This window comes from Rhodanobacter sp. IGA1.0, from assembly GCF_040208325.1.
GTDB lineage: Bacteria > Pseudomonadota > Gammaproteobacteria > Xanthomonadales > Rhodanobacteraceae > Rhodanobacter > Rhodanobacter spathiphylli.
Map to the genome: position 1 here is coordinate 1,743,446 of NZ_CP157948.1, position 18,853 is coordinate 1,762,298.

18 protein-coding genes are annotated in these 18,853 nt (G+C 65.4%); 10 read left to right on the top strand and 8 right to left on the bottom strand.

The window, feature by feature from the left end; translation table 11 throughout:
• Positions 1-18 precede the first annotated feature (18 nt).
• Together dnaJ and dapB are read left to right on the top strand one after the other, a co-directional pair.
• The gene (gene dnaJ, locus ABNK63_RS07910; RefSeq protein WP_350017110.1) at positions 19-1,146 is read left to right on the top strand and encodes a molecular chaperone DnaJ; all 1,128 of its coding nucleotides are present in this window, start codon (positions 19-21) and stop codon (positions 1,144-1,146) included.
• Between the two features lie 55 nt (positions 1,147-1,201).
• Positions 1,202-2,002 carry a 4-hydroxy-tetrahydrodipicolinate reductase gene (gene dapB / locus ABNK63_RS07915; protein WP_007805411.1) on the top strand — a complete coding sequence of 267 codons (801 nt, stop codon included), beginning with the start codon at positions 1,202-1,204 and terminating at the stop codon, positions 2,000-2,002.
• A gap of 33 nt (positions 2,003-2,035) precedes the next feature.
• Here dapB and ABNK63_RS07920 read toward each other — a convergent pair whose 3' ends face one another.
• The 4 genes from ABNK63_RS07920 to ABNK63_RS07935 are packed head-to-tail and all read right to left on the bottom strand — an operon-like array spanning position 2,036 to position 5,267.
• Positions 2,036-2,389 carry a hypothetical protein gene (locus ABNK63_RS07920; protein ID WP_007805414.1) on the bottom strand — a complete coding sequence of 118 codons (354 nt, stop codon included), beginning with the start codon at positions 2,387-2,389 and terminating at the stop codon, positions 2,036-2,038.
• The gene (locus ABNK63_RS07925; protein WP_350017111.1) at positions 2,382-3,821 is read right to left on the bottom strand and encodes a radical SAM protein; all 1,440 of its coding nucleotides are present in this window, start codon (positions 3,819-3,821) and stop codon (positions 2,382-2,384) included. The genes ABNK63_RS07920 and ABNK63_RS07925 overlap by 8 nt, the downstream gene beginning before the upstream one ends.
• Positions 3,806-4,558 carry a prolipoprotein diacylglyceryl transferase family protein gene (locus tag ABNK63_RS07930; RefSeq protein ID WP_350017112.1) on the bottom strand — a complete coding sequence of 251 codons (753 nt, stop codon included), beginning with the start codon at positions 4,556-4,558 and terminating at the stop codon, positions 3,806-3,808. The genes ABNK63_RS07925 and ABNK63_RS07930 overlap by 16 nt, the downstream gene beginning before the upstream one ends.
• 13 nt (positions 4,559-4,571) lie before the next feature.
• Complete coding sequence (locus ABNK63_RS07935; protein WP_007805420.1) at positions 4,572-5,267, bottom strand: 2OG-Fe(II) oxygenase; 696 nt, start codon at positions 5,265-5,267, stop codon at positions 4,572-4,574.
• A gap of 214 nt (positions 5,268-5,481) precedes the next feature.
• Between ABNK63_RS07935 and carA the strand changes: the two genes are divergently transcribed.
• Genes carA through greA form a run of 3 tightly spaced genes read left to right on the top strand, consistent with a single transcriptional unit; the run spans position 5,482 to position 10,311 of the window.
• Entirely contained in the window at positions 5,482-6,618 is a 1,137-nt protein-coding gene (gene carA / locus ABNK63_RS07940; protein ID WP_350017113.1) for a glutamine-hydrolyzing carbamoyl-phosphate synthase small subunit, read from the top strand.
• Positions 6,611-9,838, top strand: a complete 3,228-nt coding sequence (carB, locus tag ABNK63_RS07945; protein ID WP_350017114.1) for a carbamoyl-phosphate synthase large subunit — start codon at positions 6,611-6,613, stop codon at positions 9,836-9,838. Before carA ends, carB begins: the two co-directional genes overlap by 8 nt.
• On the top strand, positions 9,835-10,311 hold the full coding sequence (gene greA, locus ABNK63_RS07950) for a transcription elongation factor GreA (protein ID WP_007805425.1): 477 nt from the start codon (positions 9,835-9,837) through the stop codon (positions 10,309-10,311). The genes carB and greA overlap by 4 nt, the downstream gene beginning before the upstream one ends.
• Positions 10,312-10,418: 107 nt before the next feature.
• Here the strand turns inward: greA and ykgO are convergent, their stop codons facing one another.
• The 4 genes from ykgO to ABNK63_RS07970 all read right to left on the bottom strand — a co-directional run bounded on the left by ykgO (position 10,419) and on the right by ABNK63_RS07970 (position 14,254).
• Positions 10,419-10,544: a type B 50S ribosomal protein L36 gene (gene ykgO / locus ABNK63_RS07955; protein ID WP_007508267.1), complete on the bottom strand. Its 126-nt coding sequence runs from the start codon at positions 10,542-10,544 to the stop codon at positions 10,419-10,421.
• Between the two features lie 61 nt (positions 10,545-10,605).
• Positions 10,606-11,517, bottom strand: a complete 912-nt coding sequence (locus ABNK63_RS07960) for a LysR substrate-binding domain-containing protein (RefSeq protein WP_007805427.1) — start codon at positions 11,515-11,517, stop codon at positions 10,606-10,608.
• A gap of 372 nt (positions 11,518-11,889) precedes the next feature.
• Positions 11,890-13,908 carry an NADPH-dependent 2,4-dienoyl-CoA reductase gene (locus ABNK63_RS07965; protein ID WP_350017115.1) on the bottom strand — a complete coding sequence of 673 codons (2,019 nt, stop codon included), beginning with the start codon at positions 13,906-13,908 and terminating at the stop codon, positions 11,890-11,892.
• 88 nt (positions 13,909-13,996) lie between these two features.
• The gene (locus ABNK63_RS07970) at positions 13,997-14,254 is read right to left on the bottom strand and encodes an acyl-CoA-binding protein (RefSeq protein ID WP_007805431.1); all 258 of its coding nucleotides are present in this window, start codon (positions 14,252-14,254) and stop codon (positions 13,997-13,999) included.
• A gap of 111 nt (positions 14,255-14,365) precedes the next feature.
• Here ABNK63_RS07970 and cmk point away from each other — a divergent pair, with 111 nt between their 5' ends.
• The 5 genes from cmk (at position 14,366) to lapB (ending at position 18,849) form a co-directional block, all read left to right on the top strand.
• Positions 14,366-15,043, top strand: coding sequence for a (d)CMP kinase (gene cmk / locus ABNK63_RS07975; protein WP_007805433.1), 678 nt, complete (start codon positions 14,366-14,368; stop codon positions 15,041-15,043).
• 174 nt (positions 15,044-15,217) lie between these two features.
• The gene (gene rpsA / locus ABNK63_RS07980) at positions 15,218-16,891 is read left to right on the top strand and encodes a 30S ribosomal protein S1 (RefSeq protein ID WP_007805435.1); all 1,674 of its coding nucleotides are present in this window, start codon (positions 15,218-15,220) and stop codon (positions 16,889-16,891) included.
• Between the two features lie 71 nt (positions 16,892-16,962).
• Positions 16,963-17,262 carry an integration host factor subunit beta gene (locus ABNK63_RS07985; protein ID WP_007805437.1) on the top strand — a complete coding sequence of 100 codons (300 nt, stop codon included), beginning with the start codon at positions 16,963-16,965 and terminating at the stop codon, positions 17,260-17,262.
• 160 nt (positions 17,263-17,422) lie between these two features.
• Complete coding sequence (locus tag ABNK63_RS07990) at positions 17,423-17,680, top strand: lipopolysaccharide assembly protein LapA domain-containing protein (RefSeq protein WP_007805439.1); 258 nt, start codon at positions 17,423-17,425, stop codon at positions 17,678-17,680.
• Positions 17,677-18,849 (top strand): lipopolysaccharide assembly protein LapB, encoded by a 1,173-nt coding sequence (gene lapB, locus ABNK63_RS07995; RefSeq protein ID WP_007805440.1) that lies wholly within the window; start codon positions 17,677-17,679, stop codon positions 18,847-18,849. The genes ABNK63_RS07990 and lapB overlap by 4 nt, the downstream gene beginning before the upstream one ends.
• The last annotated feature ends 4 nt before the right edge of the window (positions 18,850-18,853 follow it).

Sequence of the window (18,853 nt, forward strand, 5' to 3'; positions counted from 1 at the left end):
GGCAGTGTGGATGCATCAATGAGCAAACGTGATTACTACGAAGTGCTGGGCGTGGAGCGCAGCGTCAGCGAAGTCGAGCTGAAGAAATCCTTTCGCCGGCTGGCGATGAAGTACCACCCGGATCGCTGCCCGGACGATCCCGCGGCGCAGGACAAGTTCAAGGAGGCCAAGGAGGCCTACGAGGTACTGTCCGACACCCAGAAACGCGCCATGTACGACCAGCACGGTCATGCCGCGTTCGAGCACGGCATGGGCGGTCGAGGCGGCGCGGGTTTCGGTGACGTGGGCGACATCTTCGGCGACATCTTCGGCGACATTTTCGGTCGTGCCGGCGGCGGACGCGGGCGCCCGCGTCGCGGTGCCGACCTGCGCTACATCATGGAACTGGACCTGGAAGAGGCCGTGTTCGGCGTCAGCCGGCAGATCGAGATACCCAGCCAGGTCAACTGCCACCACTGCAACGGCAGCGGCTCGGAGGATGGCAAGGTCAGCAAGTGCAAGACCTGCCACGGCCACGGCCAGGTGCGCATGCAGAACGGCATCTTCTCGATCCAGCAGGCCTGCCCGCATTGTGGCGGCAGTGGTCAGACCATCGAGAATCCCTGCAGGAAATGCCACGGCGAAGGCCGCATCGAGGAGACCCGCACGCTGTCCGTGCAGATTCCCGAAGGCGTCGACAATGGTGATCGCATCCGCCTGACCGGGCAGGGCGAGGCGGGTCCTTCCGGGGCCCCGTCCGGTGACCTGTACGTGGAAGTGCAGGTGCGCGAGCACGCGATTTTCCAGCGCGAGGGCAACGATCTCTATTGCGAGCTGCCGATCCGCTTCTCGCAGGCGGCGCTGGGCGCCGAACTACCCGTGCCGACCCTGGATGGCGAGGTGCCGATCAGCATCCCGTCGGAAACCCAGACCGGCACCCAGTTCCGCCTTCGCGGCCGCGGAGTCAAGTCGGTGCGCAGCGGTCGTCATGGCGACCTGATCTGCCGGGTCGTGGTGGAGACGCCGGTGCGCCTGACCAAGCAGCAGCGCGAGTTGCTGGAATCACTGGAGGCTACGTTCGACGGCAGCGAGGCCAGCAAGCACACGCCGCGCGCCAACGGCTGGGTCGATGGCGTGAAGAAGTTCTGGTCGAAAGTCACCGCGTGATTTCTGCTGGCCGCAGGCCAGCATCCAATGATCGAGCCACTGGAGTGCGTCGCTGATGACCCGACCCGTCCGTCTTGCCATCAACGGCGCCTCCGGCCGCATGGGTCGTGCCTTGCTGGATCTTGTCGGCAAGGATCCCCGCTTCGCGCTGGTGCATGCGGTGGTGGCCCCCGGTTCGCCGCACGATGGCCAACTGGTGGCGCCACTCACCGACAGCGTCCTGCGCCATGCGCATGACTGGGCGCAGGCGCCGCTGATCGACGTGGTCATCGACTTCAGCAGCCCGGCAGCCCTCTCATCGGCGCTCGATCATTGCCTGGCGCGCGGCATCGGCCTGGTCAGTGGTACCACCGGCCTCGACGCCGCGCTGGAGGCGCGCCTCGCCGACGCCGGCAAGCATGTCGCCCTTCTGCGCGCGGCCAATTTCAGCCTGGGCGTGGCGGTGCTGGCGCGACTGCTGCGCGAAGCCGCTGCCGCGTTGCCGGCGTGGGACCTGGAGATCGTCGAAGCACATCATGGCCGCAAGCAGGATGCTCCCTCGGGCACTGCCCTGGCACTCGGCCATGCCGCCGCCGGCGCGCGGCAAACCACGCTGGAAGCTGCGGCGGTCTGCAGCCGCGAAGGCCGGACCGGCGAGCGCAGCGAGGGCAGCATCGGTTTCGCGGTGGTGCGTGGCGGCGATATCGTCGGTGAGCATTCCGCGATGCTGATCGGGCAGGGCGAACGGCTGGAGCTGATTCATCGTGCCACCGATCGTTCGATCTTTGCGCGGGGTGCCTTGCAGGCGGCGTACTGGCTGGTCGGCCGCGGTGCCGGGCACTGGCAGCTCGAGGATGTCATCGCGACGCAGCGGTGACTTGCGTCGGTGGCTCGATCGGCTGGTGACAGCTCAGTGATAGGAGCTGATCAGGCCGAAGCAGGCGGCGACCAGCAGGAACGCGACGGCAATGATCGACAGCAGGCCGAGCAGCATGCCCTTGCCGGTGCGTGGCTTGTTGCCGTTGAGCAGGACGACGCCCCATACGACGATTGCCAGCGGCGGAAGCAGGAAGCCGCCCAGGACGGCGCCAAGGCTGTTCGTCGTCAGTATCAGCGTCGTCACCAGCACTTCGCCAACGATCATGACCAGCCAGGCCAGGCCGACCCCGGCCGCCAGCGAGCCATCGGAAGCCTCCGGTTCGCGCGGCATGGGCGGCGGCGGTGATGGCGCGGAGGTCGGCGGTTCCAGACGCATCTCACTCATGCGATGTCTCCTCGATGGCGCGGCCCTGTTCGATCTCGCGGCGCAGCTTCGCCAACGTGGCAGCCTTGTCGTCGCGGTAGAACAGGTTGAAGGTATCGAACGGAATGATCCGTCCGTCGGGCTGGGCGATGTGCACGCAGGATTTCTTCACCGCGCGCAGGTCGAAGCCGTGGGCGTCGATGAACTGCATGATCAGCACGCGGAACACGTTGCGGTAGCCGAGGTCGGACGGCGCCTGCACCTGCGGCAGGCAGCACAGCAGGTCGGCCAGCGAGCAGGCCTGCGATTCGGGAGAGTGGTTGGTGGCGAACAGCTCGAAGACGGGGGCGCGCAGCTCCTCGTCGCGCTCCACCACGATGGTGTTGCGGCCCTTGCTGACCAGGGTTTCCGGTGAGACGAAGCGGGTCAGCGGCACGACCTGGTCGCCCATCTTCAGCGCGTAGGCCATCGCCAGGCAGTCCGGATTGCATGGCACCGGAATCAGGTCGTCGGGCTGGAACAGCGGACTTTGTTCGAGGATGCGCCGGCGCACCTCGCTCAAGGTCAGCCGGTTGTGTTCCGCGTCGTAGCCTTCCAGACGGCCGGCCGCCTGGATCGGCTGAAAGGTTACCCCGCGCACGCACGGCTGGGTCAGCGCGAAGTCGATGATTTCGCCCAGCTCGCCGTCGTTGAGGCCCTTCTTCACCGTGACGACCAGCGTGGTGGAGATGTCGTGCCGGTTGAGATGTTCCAGCGCCTTCAGCCGCACGTCGCGCAGCTTCGCGCCGCGCAAGTCCCTGTGCACCTCGTCGTGCAGGGAATCGAACTGCAGGTACAGCTCGAAGCCGGGCTGGTATTCGGCCAGTCGCGCGGCGAACTCCGGCTCCTTGGCGATGCGCAGGCCGTTGGTGTTGACCATCAGGTGCCGGATCGGACGCGCCTTCGCGGCATCGAGGATCGCGAAGAAATCCGGGTGCAAGGTCGGTTCGCCGCCGGAGATCTGCACCACGTCAGGCTCGCCCTCGTTGGCCACCACCGCGTCGAGCATGCGCTCGACCGTGGGCAGATCGCGAAAGCCGGGACGGTGCGGCCCGCTGTCGGCGTAGCAGATCGGACAGCGCAGGTTGCACTGGTCGGTGATCTCGACCAGGGTCAGGCAGGAGTGCTGCATGTGTTCCGGACACAGGCCGCAGTCGTACGGGCAGCCGTAGTGCCGGGGCGTGTTGAAGCGCTGCGGCAGCTCCGGCGGCTTGATGTACAGCTCGCGGCACTGGCGGTAATACGCGGCGTCGTCGGCGATCAGCACGCGCTCGCGGCCGTGGTGTGGGCACCATTTTTCCAGGTAGACGCGTTCATCCTTGATCAGGATCTTCGCCTCGACCCGGCGCAGGCAGGTCGTGCAGATCGACACCGCGCTGTCGTAGAACAGATATGGCCTTACCTTGGCTCCCATGCACCGCTTCCCCTGGCGAACAACGCCCGCAGGATACGTGGAATGTCGCGGGCGTAGTAAGCCAGCCCGGCCACGCACAGCCATTGCAGCCCGGACAGCCCACCGGGATAGGTGTAGAACACCGGCTTGATGAACTCGACCAGCAGGCGGAACAGCAGGTAGCCGATCATGAACGCGCGGAAGCGGTCGCCCGGCCGGGTCAGCGCCTCACGACGCCGGTGCAGCAGCACGTACTGGGCCAGCAGGAAGCCGATCTCGTAGAGCTGGGTGGGATGGCGCGGCAGGCCATCGCCGAAGTCCACGCCCCATGGCAACGTCGTCGGCACGCCGTAGGTATGGTCGCCCAGGCCCGCCAGGAAGCAGCCGATCCGTCCGATGCACATGCCCAGGGTCAACGGCAGCACGAAGGCATCGCCGGTGGAGTTGTCGACTCCAGCGACCTTCTTGGCCAGCTCCACGCCGGCAAGGCCGCCGAGCAGGGCGCCGATGATCGATTTGCCTTCCAGCAGGTGGTGCAGGTCGGGGAAATCGGCGAACGCGGTCAGCGGGTCGTCCAGCCAGAACGACAGCTTGGCGCCCAGCGCGGCGCCGACGATCGCACCCACCGCCACCCAGACCAGGTGGTCCTCATGCCGGAATGCCGCCGGCGCCAGTCGACGCCGTGTCCACAGGAAGGTGCGAAAGCCGATCGCGTAGGCCAGTGCCTCGAACGCCGTGTGCAGCGCGACGGGCGACATGGGCAGGGCGAGTTCAGTCGCGATGCGAAGCGTTGCGATCACGGCCCGCCCCGACCTTGCGGTCCAGGCTGCCGAAGATCTTCTTGAAGGCGCGCGAGAACTTGCCGCGCCTGGTCTTGCGCAGTTTCTCCTCTTCGCTGGTCAGCCATGCGACCTGGATCACCCGTCGTTCGCCTTCATAGGGCAAATGCCCGTGGAAGGAGTTGTCACAGCGCTTGAACACGGCGAACTCGCCATAGAGCGGCGTCAGCTCCGGAACGATCACGCTGTCGATGTCATCGATGCGGTGCAGGAAGCGCAGGCAGCCCTCGCTGGTGTCGGGCCACTGGGGGTTGAGGTAGATCAGCGCGGTGGCGATCTTGGACCGGCTGTCGGTATGGATGGTGCCGTGGCGCTTGTTGAGCAGCCGGCACAAGGTGACCAGCGTGGGGTAGCGCCCGAGGTCGTCAATGCCCAGGCGCCGGCCGATGGCGCTGGCGAAGTCCGGTGCGGTCATGTCCCGGATCAGGGCGTTGACGCTCGGTCCGCAGTCGGCCGGGTCGTAAGGGAAGAAGCCGGCGCTGGCGTATGTGGGGAAATCCCGGTCCAGGTCGCTGCGCACTTCGTCAGGCAACTGGCCGTGCGCCACCATGAACGGGAAGGGGGCGTGCTGCACCGTGGTATCCGGGCGATCGAGACGAGCGGGATCGAGCAGGACGGCAGCACTCATGGGGCATCGTTCTCCGGCAAAATGTGGCCTAGTGTAGCGCCGGCCGACTGACTGCAAAGCTCCGGGCATGACTCCAGTTCATGTCCTGCAAGGTGGACAGAAACGGCGTCGCCACTTATCATTTCCAGCCGCCCAGATCCTTTCCCTCACAAGCTCCACAAGCCAGCAATCGTGCGGCTTGCGGACTTTGCTGCATCAAAAAGGCGGTTACCGTATGCCTATTCCTGCCCTGCTGGCCCTCGAAGACGGCAGCGTGTTCCATGGCCACGCTGTCGGAGCCACCGGCGAAACGGTTGGCGAAGTGGTTTTCAACACCGCCATGACCGGTTACCAGGAGATCCTCACCGATCCCTCGTACTCCCGCCAGGTCGTCACGCTGACCTATCCCCACATCGGCAATACCGGCATCAATGCCGAAGACGTGGAATCCACCGCGGTGCACGCCGCCGGCCTGATCGTGCGCGACGTGCCGCGCCGGGCCAGCAGCTGGCGCAGCACCGAGGGCCTGCCCGATTACCTGAAGCGCCATGGCACGGTCGCCATCGCCGGCATCGACACCCGCCGGCTGACCCGCATCCTGCGCGACAAGGGCGCGCTGGCCGGCTGCATCATGGCGGGCGAACAGGTCGACGCCGAAGCGGCGCTGGCCAAGGCGCGTGCATTCCCCGGCCTGAACGGCATGGATCTGGCCAAGGTGGTCAGCACCGCCAAGGCGTATGTCTGGAATCAGGGCGTGTACGACCTCGATCGCGCTGCATTCAACCAGCCCGCGCTGCGCTTCAAGGTGGTGGCCTACGACTTTGGCAGCAAGCTCAACATCCTGCGCCTGCTGGCCGAGCAGGGCTGCGAGGTCACCGTGGTGCCGGCGCAGACGCCTGCCGCTGAGGTGCTGGCGATGCAGCCCGATGGCGTGTTCCTGTCCAACGGCCCCGGCGATCCGGCGGCCTGCGATTACGCCATCGCGGCAACCCGTGCCCTCCTCGATGCGAAGATCCCGCTGTTCGGCATCTGCCTCGGCCATCAGCTGATGGGGCTGGCGCTGGGCGGCCGGACGGTCAAGATGAAGTTCGGGCACCACGGTGCCAACCACCCGGTCAAGGATCACGACGACGGCCGCGTGCTGATCACCTCGCAGAACCACGGTTTCGCGGTCGATCCGGCCACGCTGCCGGCCAATGTGCGGGTGACCCACACCTCGCTGTTCGACGGTTCGCTGCAGGGTTTCGCGCTGACCGACCGTCCCGCGTTCTGCTTCCAGGGTCATCCCGAAGCGAGTCCCGGGCCGCTCGATGTCGGCTACCTGTTCCAACGTTTCGCCACCCTGATGCAGGAGGCCCGCACGCATGCCTAAGCGCACCGATATCAAGAGCGTCCTCATCATCGGTGCCGGTCCGATCGTGATCGGCCAGGCCTGCGAGTTCGACTATTCCGGCGCGCAGGCATGCAAGGCGCTGAAGGAAGAGGGCTACCGGGTGATCCTGGTGAACTCCAATCCCGCCACCATCATGACCGACCCGGATACCGCCGATGCGGTCTATATCGAGCCGATCAACTGGCAGACGGTGGAGCGCATCATCGCCAAGGAGCGCCCGGACGCGGTGCTGCCCACGATGGGCGGCCAGACCGGCCTGAACTGCGCGCTCGACCTCGCCGACAACGGCGTGCTGGAGAAGTACAACGTCGAACTGATCGGTGCGAAGCGCGAAGCGATCCGCATGGCCGAGGACCGCGAGCTGTTCCGCGTGGCGATGGCCGAGATCGGGCTGGAGTGCCCCAAGGCCGAAATCGCGCGCACCTTCGAGCAGGCGCTGGAAACGCAGGCCAAGGTCGGCTTCCCCACCGTGGTCCGGCCCAGCTTCACCCTGGGTGGCTCCGGCGGCGGCATCGCCTACAACCGCGAGGAGTTCGAGGAGATCGTCAAGCGCGGTCTGGAGCTTTCGCCGACCAGCGAAGTGCTGGTCGAGGAGTCCGTGCTGGGCTGGAAGGAATTCGAGATGGAAGTTGTCCGCGACACCGCGGACAACTGCATCATCGTCTGCTCGATCGAGAACCTGGACCCGATGGGCGTGCACACCGGCGACTCGATCACGGTGGCACCGGCGCAGACGCTCACCGACAAGGAATACCAGCGCCTGCGCGACGCCTCGATCGCGGTGCTGCGCAAGATCGGCGTGGACACCGGCGGTTCCAACGTGCAGTTCGGCATCAATGCCGAGGACGGCCGCGTGGTGGTCATCGAGATGAACCCGCGGGTGTCGCGATCGTCCGCGCTGGCATCGAAAGCCACCGGCTTTCCGATCGCCAAGGTCGCCGCGAAACTCGCCGTCGGCTACACCCTGGACGAATTGAAGAACGACATCACCGGCGGCCTGACCCCGGCTTCGTTCGAGCCGTCGATCGACTACGTCGTCACCAAGATTCCGCGTTTTGCGTTCGAGAAGTTCCCGGCTGCGGACGCCCGCCTGACCACGCAGATGAAGTCGGTGGGCGAGGTGATGGCGATCGGCCGCAGCTTCCACGAATCGCTGCAGAAGGCCTTGCGTGGCCTGGAGATCGGCAAGACCGGCCTCAACCCCACCGGCCTGGACCTCGGCACCGAGGACGGCCTGGCCGTGCTCAAGCGCGAATTGCGCGAGCCGCGCCCCGACCGCGTATTCCACCTGGCCGACGCGTTCCGTGCCGGCCTGTCGCTGGAGGAAGTGTTCAACCTCAGCCGCGTCGACCCGTGGTTCCTTGCCGCGTTCGAGGACATCGTGCTGACCGAAGCCGAAGTCATTGCGCGGGGCATCACCGCGCTGGACGAACCACGCCTGCGTGAGCTGAAGCGGCTGGGCTTTGCCGACGCACGCATCGCCGAACTGCTGAACACCGACGAAGCCGCCGTGCGCCATCTGCGCCACACGCTGGGCGTGCGACCGGTCTACAAGCGGGTGGATTCCTGCGCGGCCGAGTTCGCCACCAGCACCGCGTACATGTATTCGACCTACGAGGAAGAATGCGAAGCCGAGCCGACCAGCCGCGACAAGATCATCGTGCTCGGTGGTGGCCCGAACCGGATCGGGCAGGGCATCGAGTTCGACTACTGCTGCGTGCATGCCTCGCTGGCGCTGCGCGAGGATGGCTATGAAACCATCATGGTCAACTGCAACCCGGAAACCGTCTCAACCGACTACGACACCTCCGACCGGTTGTACTTCGAGCCGCTGACGCTGGAAGACGTGCTGGAAATCGTCCATGTCGAGAAGCCGAAGGGCGTGATCGTGCAGTACGGCGGGCAGACGCCGCTGAAGCTGGCACGGGCGCTGGAAGCCGCTGGCGTGCCGATCATCGGCACCAGCCCGGATTCGATCGACCTGGCCGAGGATCGCGAGCGCTTCCAGCAGATGATCGAGAAGATCGGCCTGAAGCAGCCGCCGAACCGCACCGCCCGCAACGCCGACGAGGCGCTGGCGCTGGCCCGCGAGATCGGCTATCCGCTGGTGGTGCGCCCCAGCTACGTGCTCGGCGGCCGCGCGATGGAAGTGGTGCACGACGACGCCGACCTGTCGCGCTACATCCGCGATGCGGTGAAGGTTTCGAACGATTCGCCGGTGCTGCTGGACCGCTTCCTCGACCACGCGGTGGAAGTCGACGTGGACGTGATCGCCGACGCCGAGGGCACCGTGCTGATCGGCGGCATCATGGAGCACATCGAGGAGGCCGGCGTCCATTCGGGCGACTCGTCGTGCTCGCTGCCGCCGTACTCGCTGAGTACCGAGATCCAGGACGAGATGCGCCGCCAGGTCAGCGCGATGGCGAAGGAGCTCAAGGTCATCGGCCTGATGAACACCCAGTTCGCGATCCAGGGCGACACGGTCTACATCCTGGAAGTGAACCCGCGTGCCTCGCGCACCGTGCCCTTCGTGTCCAAGGCCACCGGCGTGCCGCTGGCCAAGGTCGCCGCGCGGGTGATGGCGGGTCGTTCGCTGGTGAGCCTCGGCGCCACGCGCGAGGTGATTCCGTCGTACTACTCGGTGAAGGAGGCGATCTTCCCGTTTCTGAAATTCCAGAACGTTGATCCGATCCTGGGTCCGGAGATGCGCTCCACCGGCGAGGTCATGGGCGTGGGGCGCAGCTTCGGTGCCGCGTTCGCCCGTGGCCATGAGGCGGCGGGAATCCGGACGCTTACCGTGGGCAAGGCGTTTCTTTCCGTGCGCGACAGCGACAAGGATCGCCTGCTGACGGTGGCGAAGGAAATCATCGGACGAGGCTTCACCCTGGTGGCGACCTCGGGCACGGCCGGCTACCTGGCCGACCATGGCGTCGCCTGCGAACGGGTCAACAAGGTGCTGGAAGGCCGGCCGCATATCGTCGACCTGATCAAGAACGGCGAGATCGCGTACATCGTCAACACCACCGAGGGCAAGCAGGCGATCGCCGACTCGTTCTCGATCCGGCGCGAGGCCCTGCAGCATCGCGTCACTTATTCCACGACCGTGGCAGGCGCCCGTGCGCTGGTCCATTCGCTCGATTTCCACAGCGATGGCGAAGTGCACAGCCTGCAGGAACTGCACAAGGAGCTCGGCGCATGAGTCGTCCCCCCATCACCAAGAGCGGTTCGGAACGTCTGCGTGGCGAACTCGAGCGGCTGAAGTCGGTCGATCGCCCGCGCATCATCGCGGCGATTGCCGAGGCCCGCGCGCATGGCGATCTGAAGGAAAACGCCGAGTATCACGCGGCGCGCGAGCTGCAGAGCTTCACCGAGGGGCGCATCGCCCAGCTGGAAGCCCTGTTGTCGAACGCCGAAGTGATCGACGTGGCGAAGTTGAACCCCGGCAAGCGGGTCGTCTTCGGCGCGATCGTGGATCTGGAGGACGAAGACAGCGGCGTGGCGGTGACCTACCAGATCGTGGGTGACTTGGAAGCCGACATCAAGCAGAGCCTGATAGCCGTGTCATCGCCGATCGCGCGGGCGCTGATCGGCAAGCATGAAGGTGACAGCTTCGAATTCACCGCGCCGAACGGCGTCAAGCATTACGAAATCACCGGCGTGCGTTACGAATAGCCGGCCTGGCGGCTTCGGTGGATACGATCCGCCGAAGCCACCAGGTGGTTTGCAGACACGAAAAAGGCCGCTTGCGCGGCCTTCTTCGTGTCGCCTTGCGCGATGACTCAGCGCTGACGAGCCTTGAAACGGGGGTTGCTCTTGCAGATCACGAACACCTTGCCGCGACGGCGAACAACCTTGCAGTCGCGATGCCGCGCCTTGGCGGACTTCAAAGAGTTAAGCACCTTCACGGCCAGCTCCTGACACAAAAGAATAAAGTAAGCTGGCAATTGTAACCAGTTGAAAGCCTTGTCACAAGCCCGGGGCAATCACCGTTTCCGTGACCGTGGCCAGGAACTGCTGCAGCACGGGCGAGCTGTCGTCGACGCGGGAGGCCAGGGCCAGCAACAGGTAGGCATCGGCGTCTTCCAGCGGCACATAACTGACGCCTGCCAGCCGCACGGCCCGCATGCTGGCCGGGACCAGGGCCAACCCCAGGCCCCCGGCAACCAGGGCCAGCAAGCCGTTGACCTGCTGAGCGTGCTGGATGATCGTGGGCTGAAAACCGGCCCTGGTGGCCAACTTCACCAGGCGATCGTAGAGCGTGGCGACCAGTTGGCGCGGCTGCGACACGAACGCATCGCCGGCGACTTCGGCCAGGTGCAGGCTGCTGCGCCCGGCCAGCGGATGACCGGTGGGGAGCGCCAGCAGCAGCGGTTCACGGTCGATCACGTTCAGCCGCAGGCTGCGCGCCGTCTGGGGGTTGGCCGGTTCATCCCGCACGAAGCCGACGTCGATCTGGCCGGCGAGCAGGGCGGCAAACTGCGGTTCGGTATACATCTCGCTCAACTGCAGCGCGACCCTGGGCGCGATCTGGCCGTAACGGAGCAGGGTCTGGGGCAGGGCGGGATGGAACGAGACAGACACGCTATAGGCCAGCCGCAGCTGGCCGCTGTAGCCGGCAGCAGCGGCGGTGACCTGGCTGCGCGCCTCATCGGCCTTGGCGAGAATCTGTCGAGCCTGTTCGAGGAACACGCGGCCCGGTTCGGTCAGGGCCACGTGGCGCTTGTTGCGCTCGAGCAGCCGTACATCGAGGTCCTCCTCGAGGGCGCGGATCTGCTGGGACAGCGGCGGTTGGGATAGGTGCAGGCGCAACGCCGCCCGGGTGAAGCTCAGCTCCTCGGCGACGGCGACGAAATAGCGCAACTGGCGAAGGTCAAACATATAGCGATATCGAATTAATAATGGGCAAAATATATATTAGATACTTTATTGAGGCGATCATAAAATGACGCCGTCCCGCCACCTCCCCTCCCCCCAGTGGCGGTGACCCTCGCCCCGCAGCGACGCTAAATACGACGTCTGGTTCAACTCCCCCCCTGAACCCACGTCGATGCGTCTCACCTGCGGGGCGCTTTCTTTTTCAGGATCGAACGACACCGCTGTCATCCGGCAGCGGTGTCGTCGCCATGGGCGGCCGCACGACTCCGGTCTCCGAGCGCCCCGGAATGCGCACGCCCTGCGGGCGGTGGCTGGCCCGATTCGGCGCCTCGAAAAAGCGCCGCGCGGTCGGGCAAGACTGGAGGAAGGGCGAGACTAGATCCTGCTGGCGAGTCGAGTGCCCTGGTCGATGGCCCGTTTCGCATCGAGTTCCGCCGCCACGTCGGCGCCGCCGATCACGTGCACCGTGATGCCGGCAGCGATGAGTTCGTCGGCAAGTCGACGGTTGGGTTCCTGGCCGGCGCATATCACCACGTTGTCGACGGGCAGGATCTGCGCCTTGCCATCGACGGTGACGTGCAGGCCCTGGTCATCGAAGCGTTCATAACCGACCTTGCCGAGCATGCCGACCTGCTTGGCCTTCAGCGTCGCACGATGCACCCAGCCGGTGGTCTTGTTGAGTCGAGCGCCAGGGCGGCCCTCGCTGCGCTGGAGCAGCCACACTTGCCGCGCGGGCGGCTCCGGCTGCGGCGCCTGCAGGCCGCTGCGCTGCCGGAGTTCCATGTCCACGCCCCATTCCCGGGTCCAGCGAGCCACGTCCGTGGTGGGCGAGGGCAGGTGTTCGACCAGGAATTCGGCCACGTCGAAACCGATGCCGCCGGCGCCGATGACGGCCACCCGTGCACCGACCGGCTGGTGCCGGGCCAGCACGTCGAGATAGCCAAGCACGCGCGGATCATCACTGCCGGGAAAGCTCACCTTGCGTGGCGTGATGCCGGTGGCGATGACCACCTCGTCATAGCCGCCTTCGCGCACCGTCGTGGCATCCGCCAACTGGCCGAGTCGTACCTCGACGCCGACGTCCTCAAGCCGGTGGCGGAAGTAGCGCAAGGTCTCGTGGAACTCTTCCTTGCCCGGAATCTGTTTGGCGACGTTGAACTGGCCACCGATTTCATTGGCCTGGTCGATCAGGGTCACCGCGTGACCCCGTTCGCCCAGGGTGCTGGCGCAGGCCATGCCGGCGGGGCCTGCACCGATCACGGCGATGCGCTTGCGGAGGCTCGCCGGCTCGATCTTCAGCTCGGTCTCGTGACAGGCGCGCGGATTGACCAGGCAGCTGGCGCGCCGGTTCTGGAACACGTGGTCGAGGCAGGCCTGGTTGCAGGCGATGCAGGTGTTGATGCGTTCGCTGCGCCCGGCTCTGGCCTTGTTCGCCCAGGCGGGATCGGCCAGCAGTGGCCGCGCCATCGAAACCATGTCGGCTTCGCCGTCGGCCAGGATGCGTTCGGCCACGTCGGGCATGTTGATCCGGTTGGTGGCGACCAGCGGGATCGCGACCTCGCCCTTCAGTTTTTGCGTGACCCAGGCGAAGCCGGCACGTGGCACGCTGGTGACGATGGTGGGAATGCGTGCCTCGTGCCAGCCGATGCCGGTGTTGATGATGCTGGCGCCGGCCGCCTCGATGCCCCTGGCCAGCGTGGCGATTTCATCCCAGTCCTGGCCGCCCTCGACCAGGTCGAGCATCGACAGCCGATAGATGATGATGAAATCCCGCCCCACCGCTTCGCGCGTGCGGCGCACGACCTCGATCGGAAAGCGCATGCGCCGGTCGGCGTCGCCACCCCAGCGGTCGTTGCGCCGATTGGTGCGCGCGGCGATGAACTCGTTGATCAGATAGCCTTCCGAGCCCATCACCTCGACACCGTCGTAGCCGGCCTCCCGCGCTAGCCGGGCGCAATCCACGAAGTCATTGATGGTGCGCTCCACCCCGCGGGCGGACAGCGCGCGCGGCGTGAACGGGGTGATCGGCGACTTGATCTTCGACGGTGCCACCGACAACGGGTGGTAGCCGTAACGTCCCGCGTGCAGGATCTGCATGCAGATCCGTCCGCCCTCGGCATGGACGGCGTCCGTGAGCTTGCGGTGGCGGGGCTTGTGCCAGGGCATCGTCAGGCGGCCGCCGAACGGCTTCAACCAGCCCTCGATGTTGGGCGAGATGCCGCCGGTGACCATCAGCCCCACGCCGCCGCGGGCGCGCTCGGCGAAATACGCGGCCAGCTTGTCGTAATCGCCGGCCTTGTCTTCCAGCCCGGTGTGCATCGAGCCCATCAGGATGCGGTTGGGCAGGGTGACGTGGCCCAGATCGAGCGGGGCAAACAGGTTGGGGTAGTTCATGCGATCCACGGCAGACTCAAACGATCGTATGAATGTGCCGGTGTTCGCTATCCGAAAGCAAGCACCATCTGCGGATGCAGGCGGTGCTTTAGGCCAGCAGTTGCTGTACCAGCGCGATGTAGCGGCGCATGGCCTCGTCTTGCGGAACACCGCTCAATTGGGCCCAGGCCTCGTGTTTGGCCGTGCCGACAAAATCGAAGAAACCGGGTTGGGTGCGCTTCAGATCACCCTCCGAACCCTGTTTGTACAGGGCATACAGCTTCAGCAAGGTGTCGTTGTCGGGGCGCATTCCCAGTCGTTGGATGTCTGCGGCAGCCTGTTCGAACTCGCGGCGAAGATCGGTCATAAGGCAGTTCGACAACGCAGACAGGCAAGGTGGGATCGGCTAGATAGCACGCGTCCGGTAGCGGGTCAACGCGTTAAACTGCGCGCTTTGCCGTTCAGCCAGGATACCGCCATGAGCCATGCCCCAGCCCCCGTACTCACCATCGACGGACCATCGGGATCGGGCAAGGGCACCATCAGCGCGCTGGTGGCCGAGCGGCTGGGCTGGCGCCTGCTGGACTCGGGGGCGCTCTATCGTGCCGTGGGTTACGCCGCGGGGATGGCCGGGCTCGACCTTTCGGACGTGGAGGCGGTGACCCGTTGCGCGCAGGGGACGAAGATCCAGTTCCGGGCCGCGCCCGATGGCGGCGAGACCCGGGTGATCGTCAACGGCCACGATGCGACCGACGAATTGCGTACCGAAACCGCCGGTGCAGCCGCTTCGGCGATCGCCTCGATGCCCTCGGTGCGCGAAGCGCTGGTGGCGCTGCAACTGGGCTTCCGCAAGCTGCCGGGCCTGGTGGCTGACGGGCGCGACATGGGCACGGTGATCTTCCCCGATGCCCGGTACAAGGTTTTCCTCACCGCCAGCGCCGTGGAACGGGCGAAAAGGCGCTATAAGCAGTTGAAGGAAAAGGGACTCAGCGTTACACTTGCTGGCCTTCAGCGCGAAATTGAGGCGCGTGACAGCCGCGATGCTTCGCGTGCCGTGGCGCCGCTCAAGCCTGCCGCTGATGCCTTGCTGGTGGATACCACCGGCATGGGCATCGACGAGGTCGTTGCGAAAGTATTTGCCGTCGTGCAGCCCTGAACGGGTTGCGCGGCGGCTTTTGTGCCCCTGCCATGGCAGGGGGTTTTGGCCAACGGTGATGGCGGTCGGTTCCTTGTTGGAACCCCTCATGCACCCTCAACCGGTGGATCGGAAGTTCGCGCACCAACCATTCCAGCGCAATGAACCACGATCCTTTCCCACTATGGAATCAACATGACTGAAAGTTTTGCCGAACTGTTTGAACAGAGCCAGCAGGCCATCTCCAAGCTGAAGCCCGGCGCCATCGTCACCGGCATCGTTGTGGAAATCCGCAACGACGTCGTCGTGATCAACGCTGGCCTGAAGAGCGAAGGCATCGTCCCCATCGAGCAGTTCAAGAGCGAAGAGGGCGTGCTGGAGGTGCAGGTAGGCGACGAGGTGAAGGTAGCCCTCGAAGCTTTGGAAGACGGTTTCGGCGAGACCAAGCTGTCGCGCGAGAAAGCCAAGCGCTCGATGGTGTGGGACGACCTGGAACAGGCGTTCGACAAGGAAGAGACCATCAAGGGCATGATCTCGGGCAAGGTCAAGGGCGGTTTCACCGTCGACATCAAGGACGTTCGCGCGTTCCTGCCCGGTTCGCTGGTCGACGTGCGCCCGGTGCGCGAGCCGACCTACCTCGAGGGCAAGGAACTCGAGTTCAAGATCATCAAGCTCGACCGCAAGCGCAACAACGTGGTGGTCAGCCGCCGCGCCGTCGTCGAGACCGAGTTCTCCGCCGAGCGCGAGCAGCTGCTTGAGCGCCTGACCGAGGGTGCCGTCGTCAAGGGTGTGGTGAAGAACCTCACCGATTACGGCGCGTTCGTGGACCTGGGCGGCATCGACGGCCTGCTGCACATCACCGACATGGCGTGGAAGCGCGTGCGTCATCCGTCCGAAGTGGTCAACGTCGGCGACGAGCTGGACGTGCGCGTGCTGAAGTACGACAAGGAGCGCAACCGCGTTTCGCTGGGCCTGAAGCAGCTGGGCGACGACCCGTGGGTCGCCATCGCCCGCCGTTACCCGGTCGGCAGCCGCCTGTTCGGCAAGGTCTCCAACGTCACCGATTACGGCTGCTTCGTGGAGATCGAGCCGGGCGTGGAAGGCCTGGTGCACGTGTCCGAGATGGACTGGACCAACAAGAACGTCAATCCGGCCAAGGTGGTTCAGGTCGGTGACGAAACCGAAGTCACCGTGCTGGACGTGGACGAGGAGCGTCGCCGCATCTCGCTGGGCATCAAGCAGACCCGCTCGAACCCGTGGGAAGCATTCGCAGCGATGCACAAGAAGGGTGACAAGGTGTCCGGCCAGATCAAGTCGATCACCGACTTCGGCGTGTTCATCGGCCTGGACGGCGGCATCGACGGCCTGGTGCACCTGTCCGACATCTCCTGGCAGATGTCCGGCGAAGATCTGGTTCGCAACTTCAAGAAGGGCGACGAGATCGAGGCCGTGGTGCTGGCGGTTGATCCTGAGCGCGAGCGCATCTCGCTCGGCATCAAGCAGATGGAGCAGGATCCGTTCGGCCAGTTCATGGCGGCGAATCCGCGCGGCACCATCGTCAACGGCACCGTCAAGGAAGTCGATGCGAAGGGTGCGGTGATCGATCTGGGCGAAGGCGTCGAGGGTTACCTGCGCGCCAACGACATCGCCAAGGAGCGCATCGACGATGCCACGCTGCATCTGAAGGTGGGCGACAAGGTCGAGGCCAAGTTCACCGGCATGGATCGCAAGGGTCGCCAGCTGGCGCTCTCGATCCGCGCGAAGGACGAGGAAGACGCACCGGATACGTCGGTCGACTATTCGTCTGCCGCCAGCGGCACGACCAAGCTTGGTGCGCTGCTCAAGGAGCAGTTCAACAAGGCTGACTGATCGCGTTGCATCCGTCTGACACGGGGCGGCTTCTGCCGCCCCGTTGTTTCACGTCACGGACATTGGGGCCCATGACTAAATCCGAATTGATCGAGGCGCTGGCCAGGCGTCAGACCCATCTTGCGTTTGCCGATGTCGAGATGGCCGTCAAGAGCGTCATCGAACAGATGAGCCATGCCCTGGCTCATGGCGAGCGTATCGAGGTGCGTGGTTTCGGCAGCTTCGCGCTGCATTACCGGCCACCGCGCATGGGGCGCAACCCCAAGACCGGCGAAGCCGTGGCATTGCCCGGCAAGCACGTTCCGCACTTCAAGCCAGGCAAGGAGCTGCGTGAACGGGTCAACCAGGATCTCGAGACAGGCACCGTCTGACCGGCAGGTCATGCACAGTGCCATGGAAACAAGGCAGGCGACGCGAGTCGGCCTGCTTTTTTTCGTCTTTGATCCGGGCCGGCGCACACGCATGAATCATCGCCGCACGGAATCCCTGTGGCGCCTGTGCCAGTCATCACCAATCGGGTAAAGTCGCCCCATGCGACTGCTCGCCATCATTCTCCTGCTGATCTTCATCGCCGCCGGCATCGTCTTCGGTGCGCTCAACGCCGACCTCGTCGGCTACGACCTGGGCATTGCGCAACTCCGTCTGCCCAAGGGCGCAGCGCTGCTCGGCGCGGTCGTGATCGGATGGCTGCTCGGTGGACTGACCGCCTGGCTGGGCGTGAGCATGCGCCAGGGTCGCCAGCAGCGCCGCCAGTCGCGCGCGGACAAGAAGTCGCCGGTCAAGCCATGAATCTCGTGCTCGTGCTGGTTTCCCTGGTGCCGATCGCGTTCGTGCTGGGCTGGTGGACTTCGCGCCAGTTCGGCGCACGCCGCTCCGGCGCCGAGGTCAGCGCGTTGTCGTCGGACTACTTCCGTGGCCTGAACTACCTGCTCAACGAGGAGCAGGACAAGGCGATCGAGGTGTTCCTCAAGCTGGCCGAATACAACCGCGATACGGTCGAGACGCACCTGGCCCTGGGCAACCTGTTCCGCCGGCGCGGCGAGGTGGATCGGGCGATCCGCCTGCACCAGCACCTGGTTTCGCGCCCCGGCCTCACCGATGCAATGAAGACGGTGGCGCTGCTGGAACTGGGTGAAGACTACATGCGGGCGGGGCTGCTCGATCGCGCCGAGGCGCTGTTCTGCGACCTGGTGGCGATGAACGCACACGCGCCCTCTGCGCTGCGGCACCTGATTGCCATCTACCAGCACGAACGCGACTGGCACAAGGCGATCGAGCACGCACGCCGCCTCGAGGTGATGACCGGCGAGGACGAGGCGCCGATGATCGCCCAGTTCTATTGCGAGCTGGCCGACCGCTCGCGCCAGCACGGAGCGCGCGCCGAAGCACGCGACTATCTCAGGCAGGCCTTCGACTGCCAGCCGGATTGCGTGCGGGCATTCATGTTGACCGGCAGGTTGCTGTCCGAAGATGGCCAGCACGCCGACGCCGTGACGGCGTATGAATCGGCGATCCAGGCCGATATCGCATTCACCCCGGAAATCCTGCCGCCGCTGCTCAACAGTTACGCCAGGTCTCAGCAGATGGAACGTGCGGAAGTTTTTCTGCGCGAGATGATCGGTCGCTACCACGGCGTCTCGCCGGTGCTGGCGCTGGCCCACCTTTACAAGGAGCGCGACGGCGAGCGTGCGGCGATCGATTTCCTCACCACCCAGCTGCGCCAGCGGCCTTCGGTGCGCGGCCTGATGGCGCTGATCGACGCGACCATGGACAAGATCGAGGGGGAGGCACGCGAGAACTTCCTGATCCTGCGCGACCTTACCCGCAAGCTGCTTGAAGGGCAGGCGATGTACCGCTGCAGTCGATGCGGTTTCGGTGCCAAGGCCCATCACTGGCAGTGTCCGAGCTGCAAGAGCTGGAGCACGATCCGGCCCATCCATGGTGTGGCCAGCGAGTGAGCAG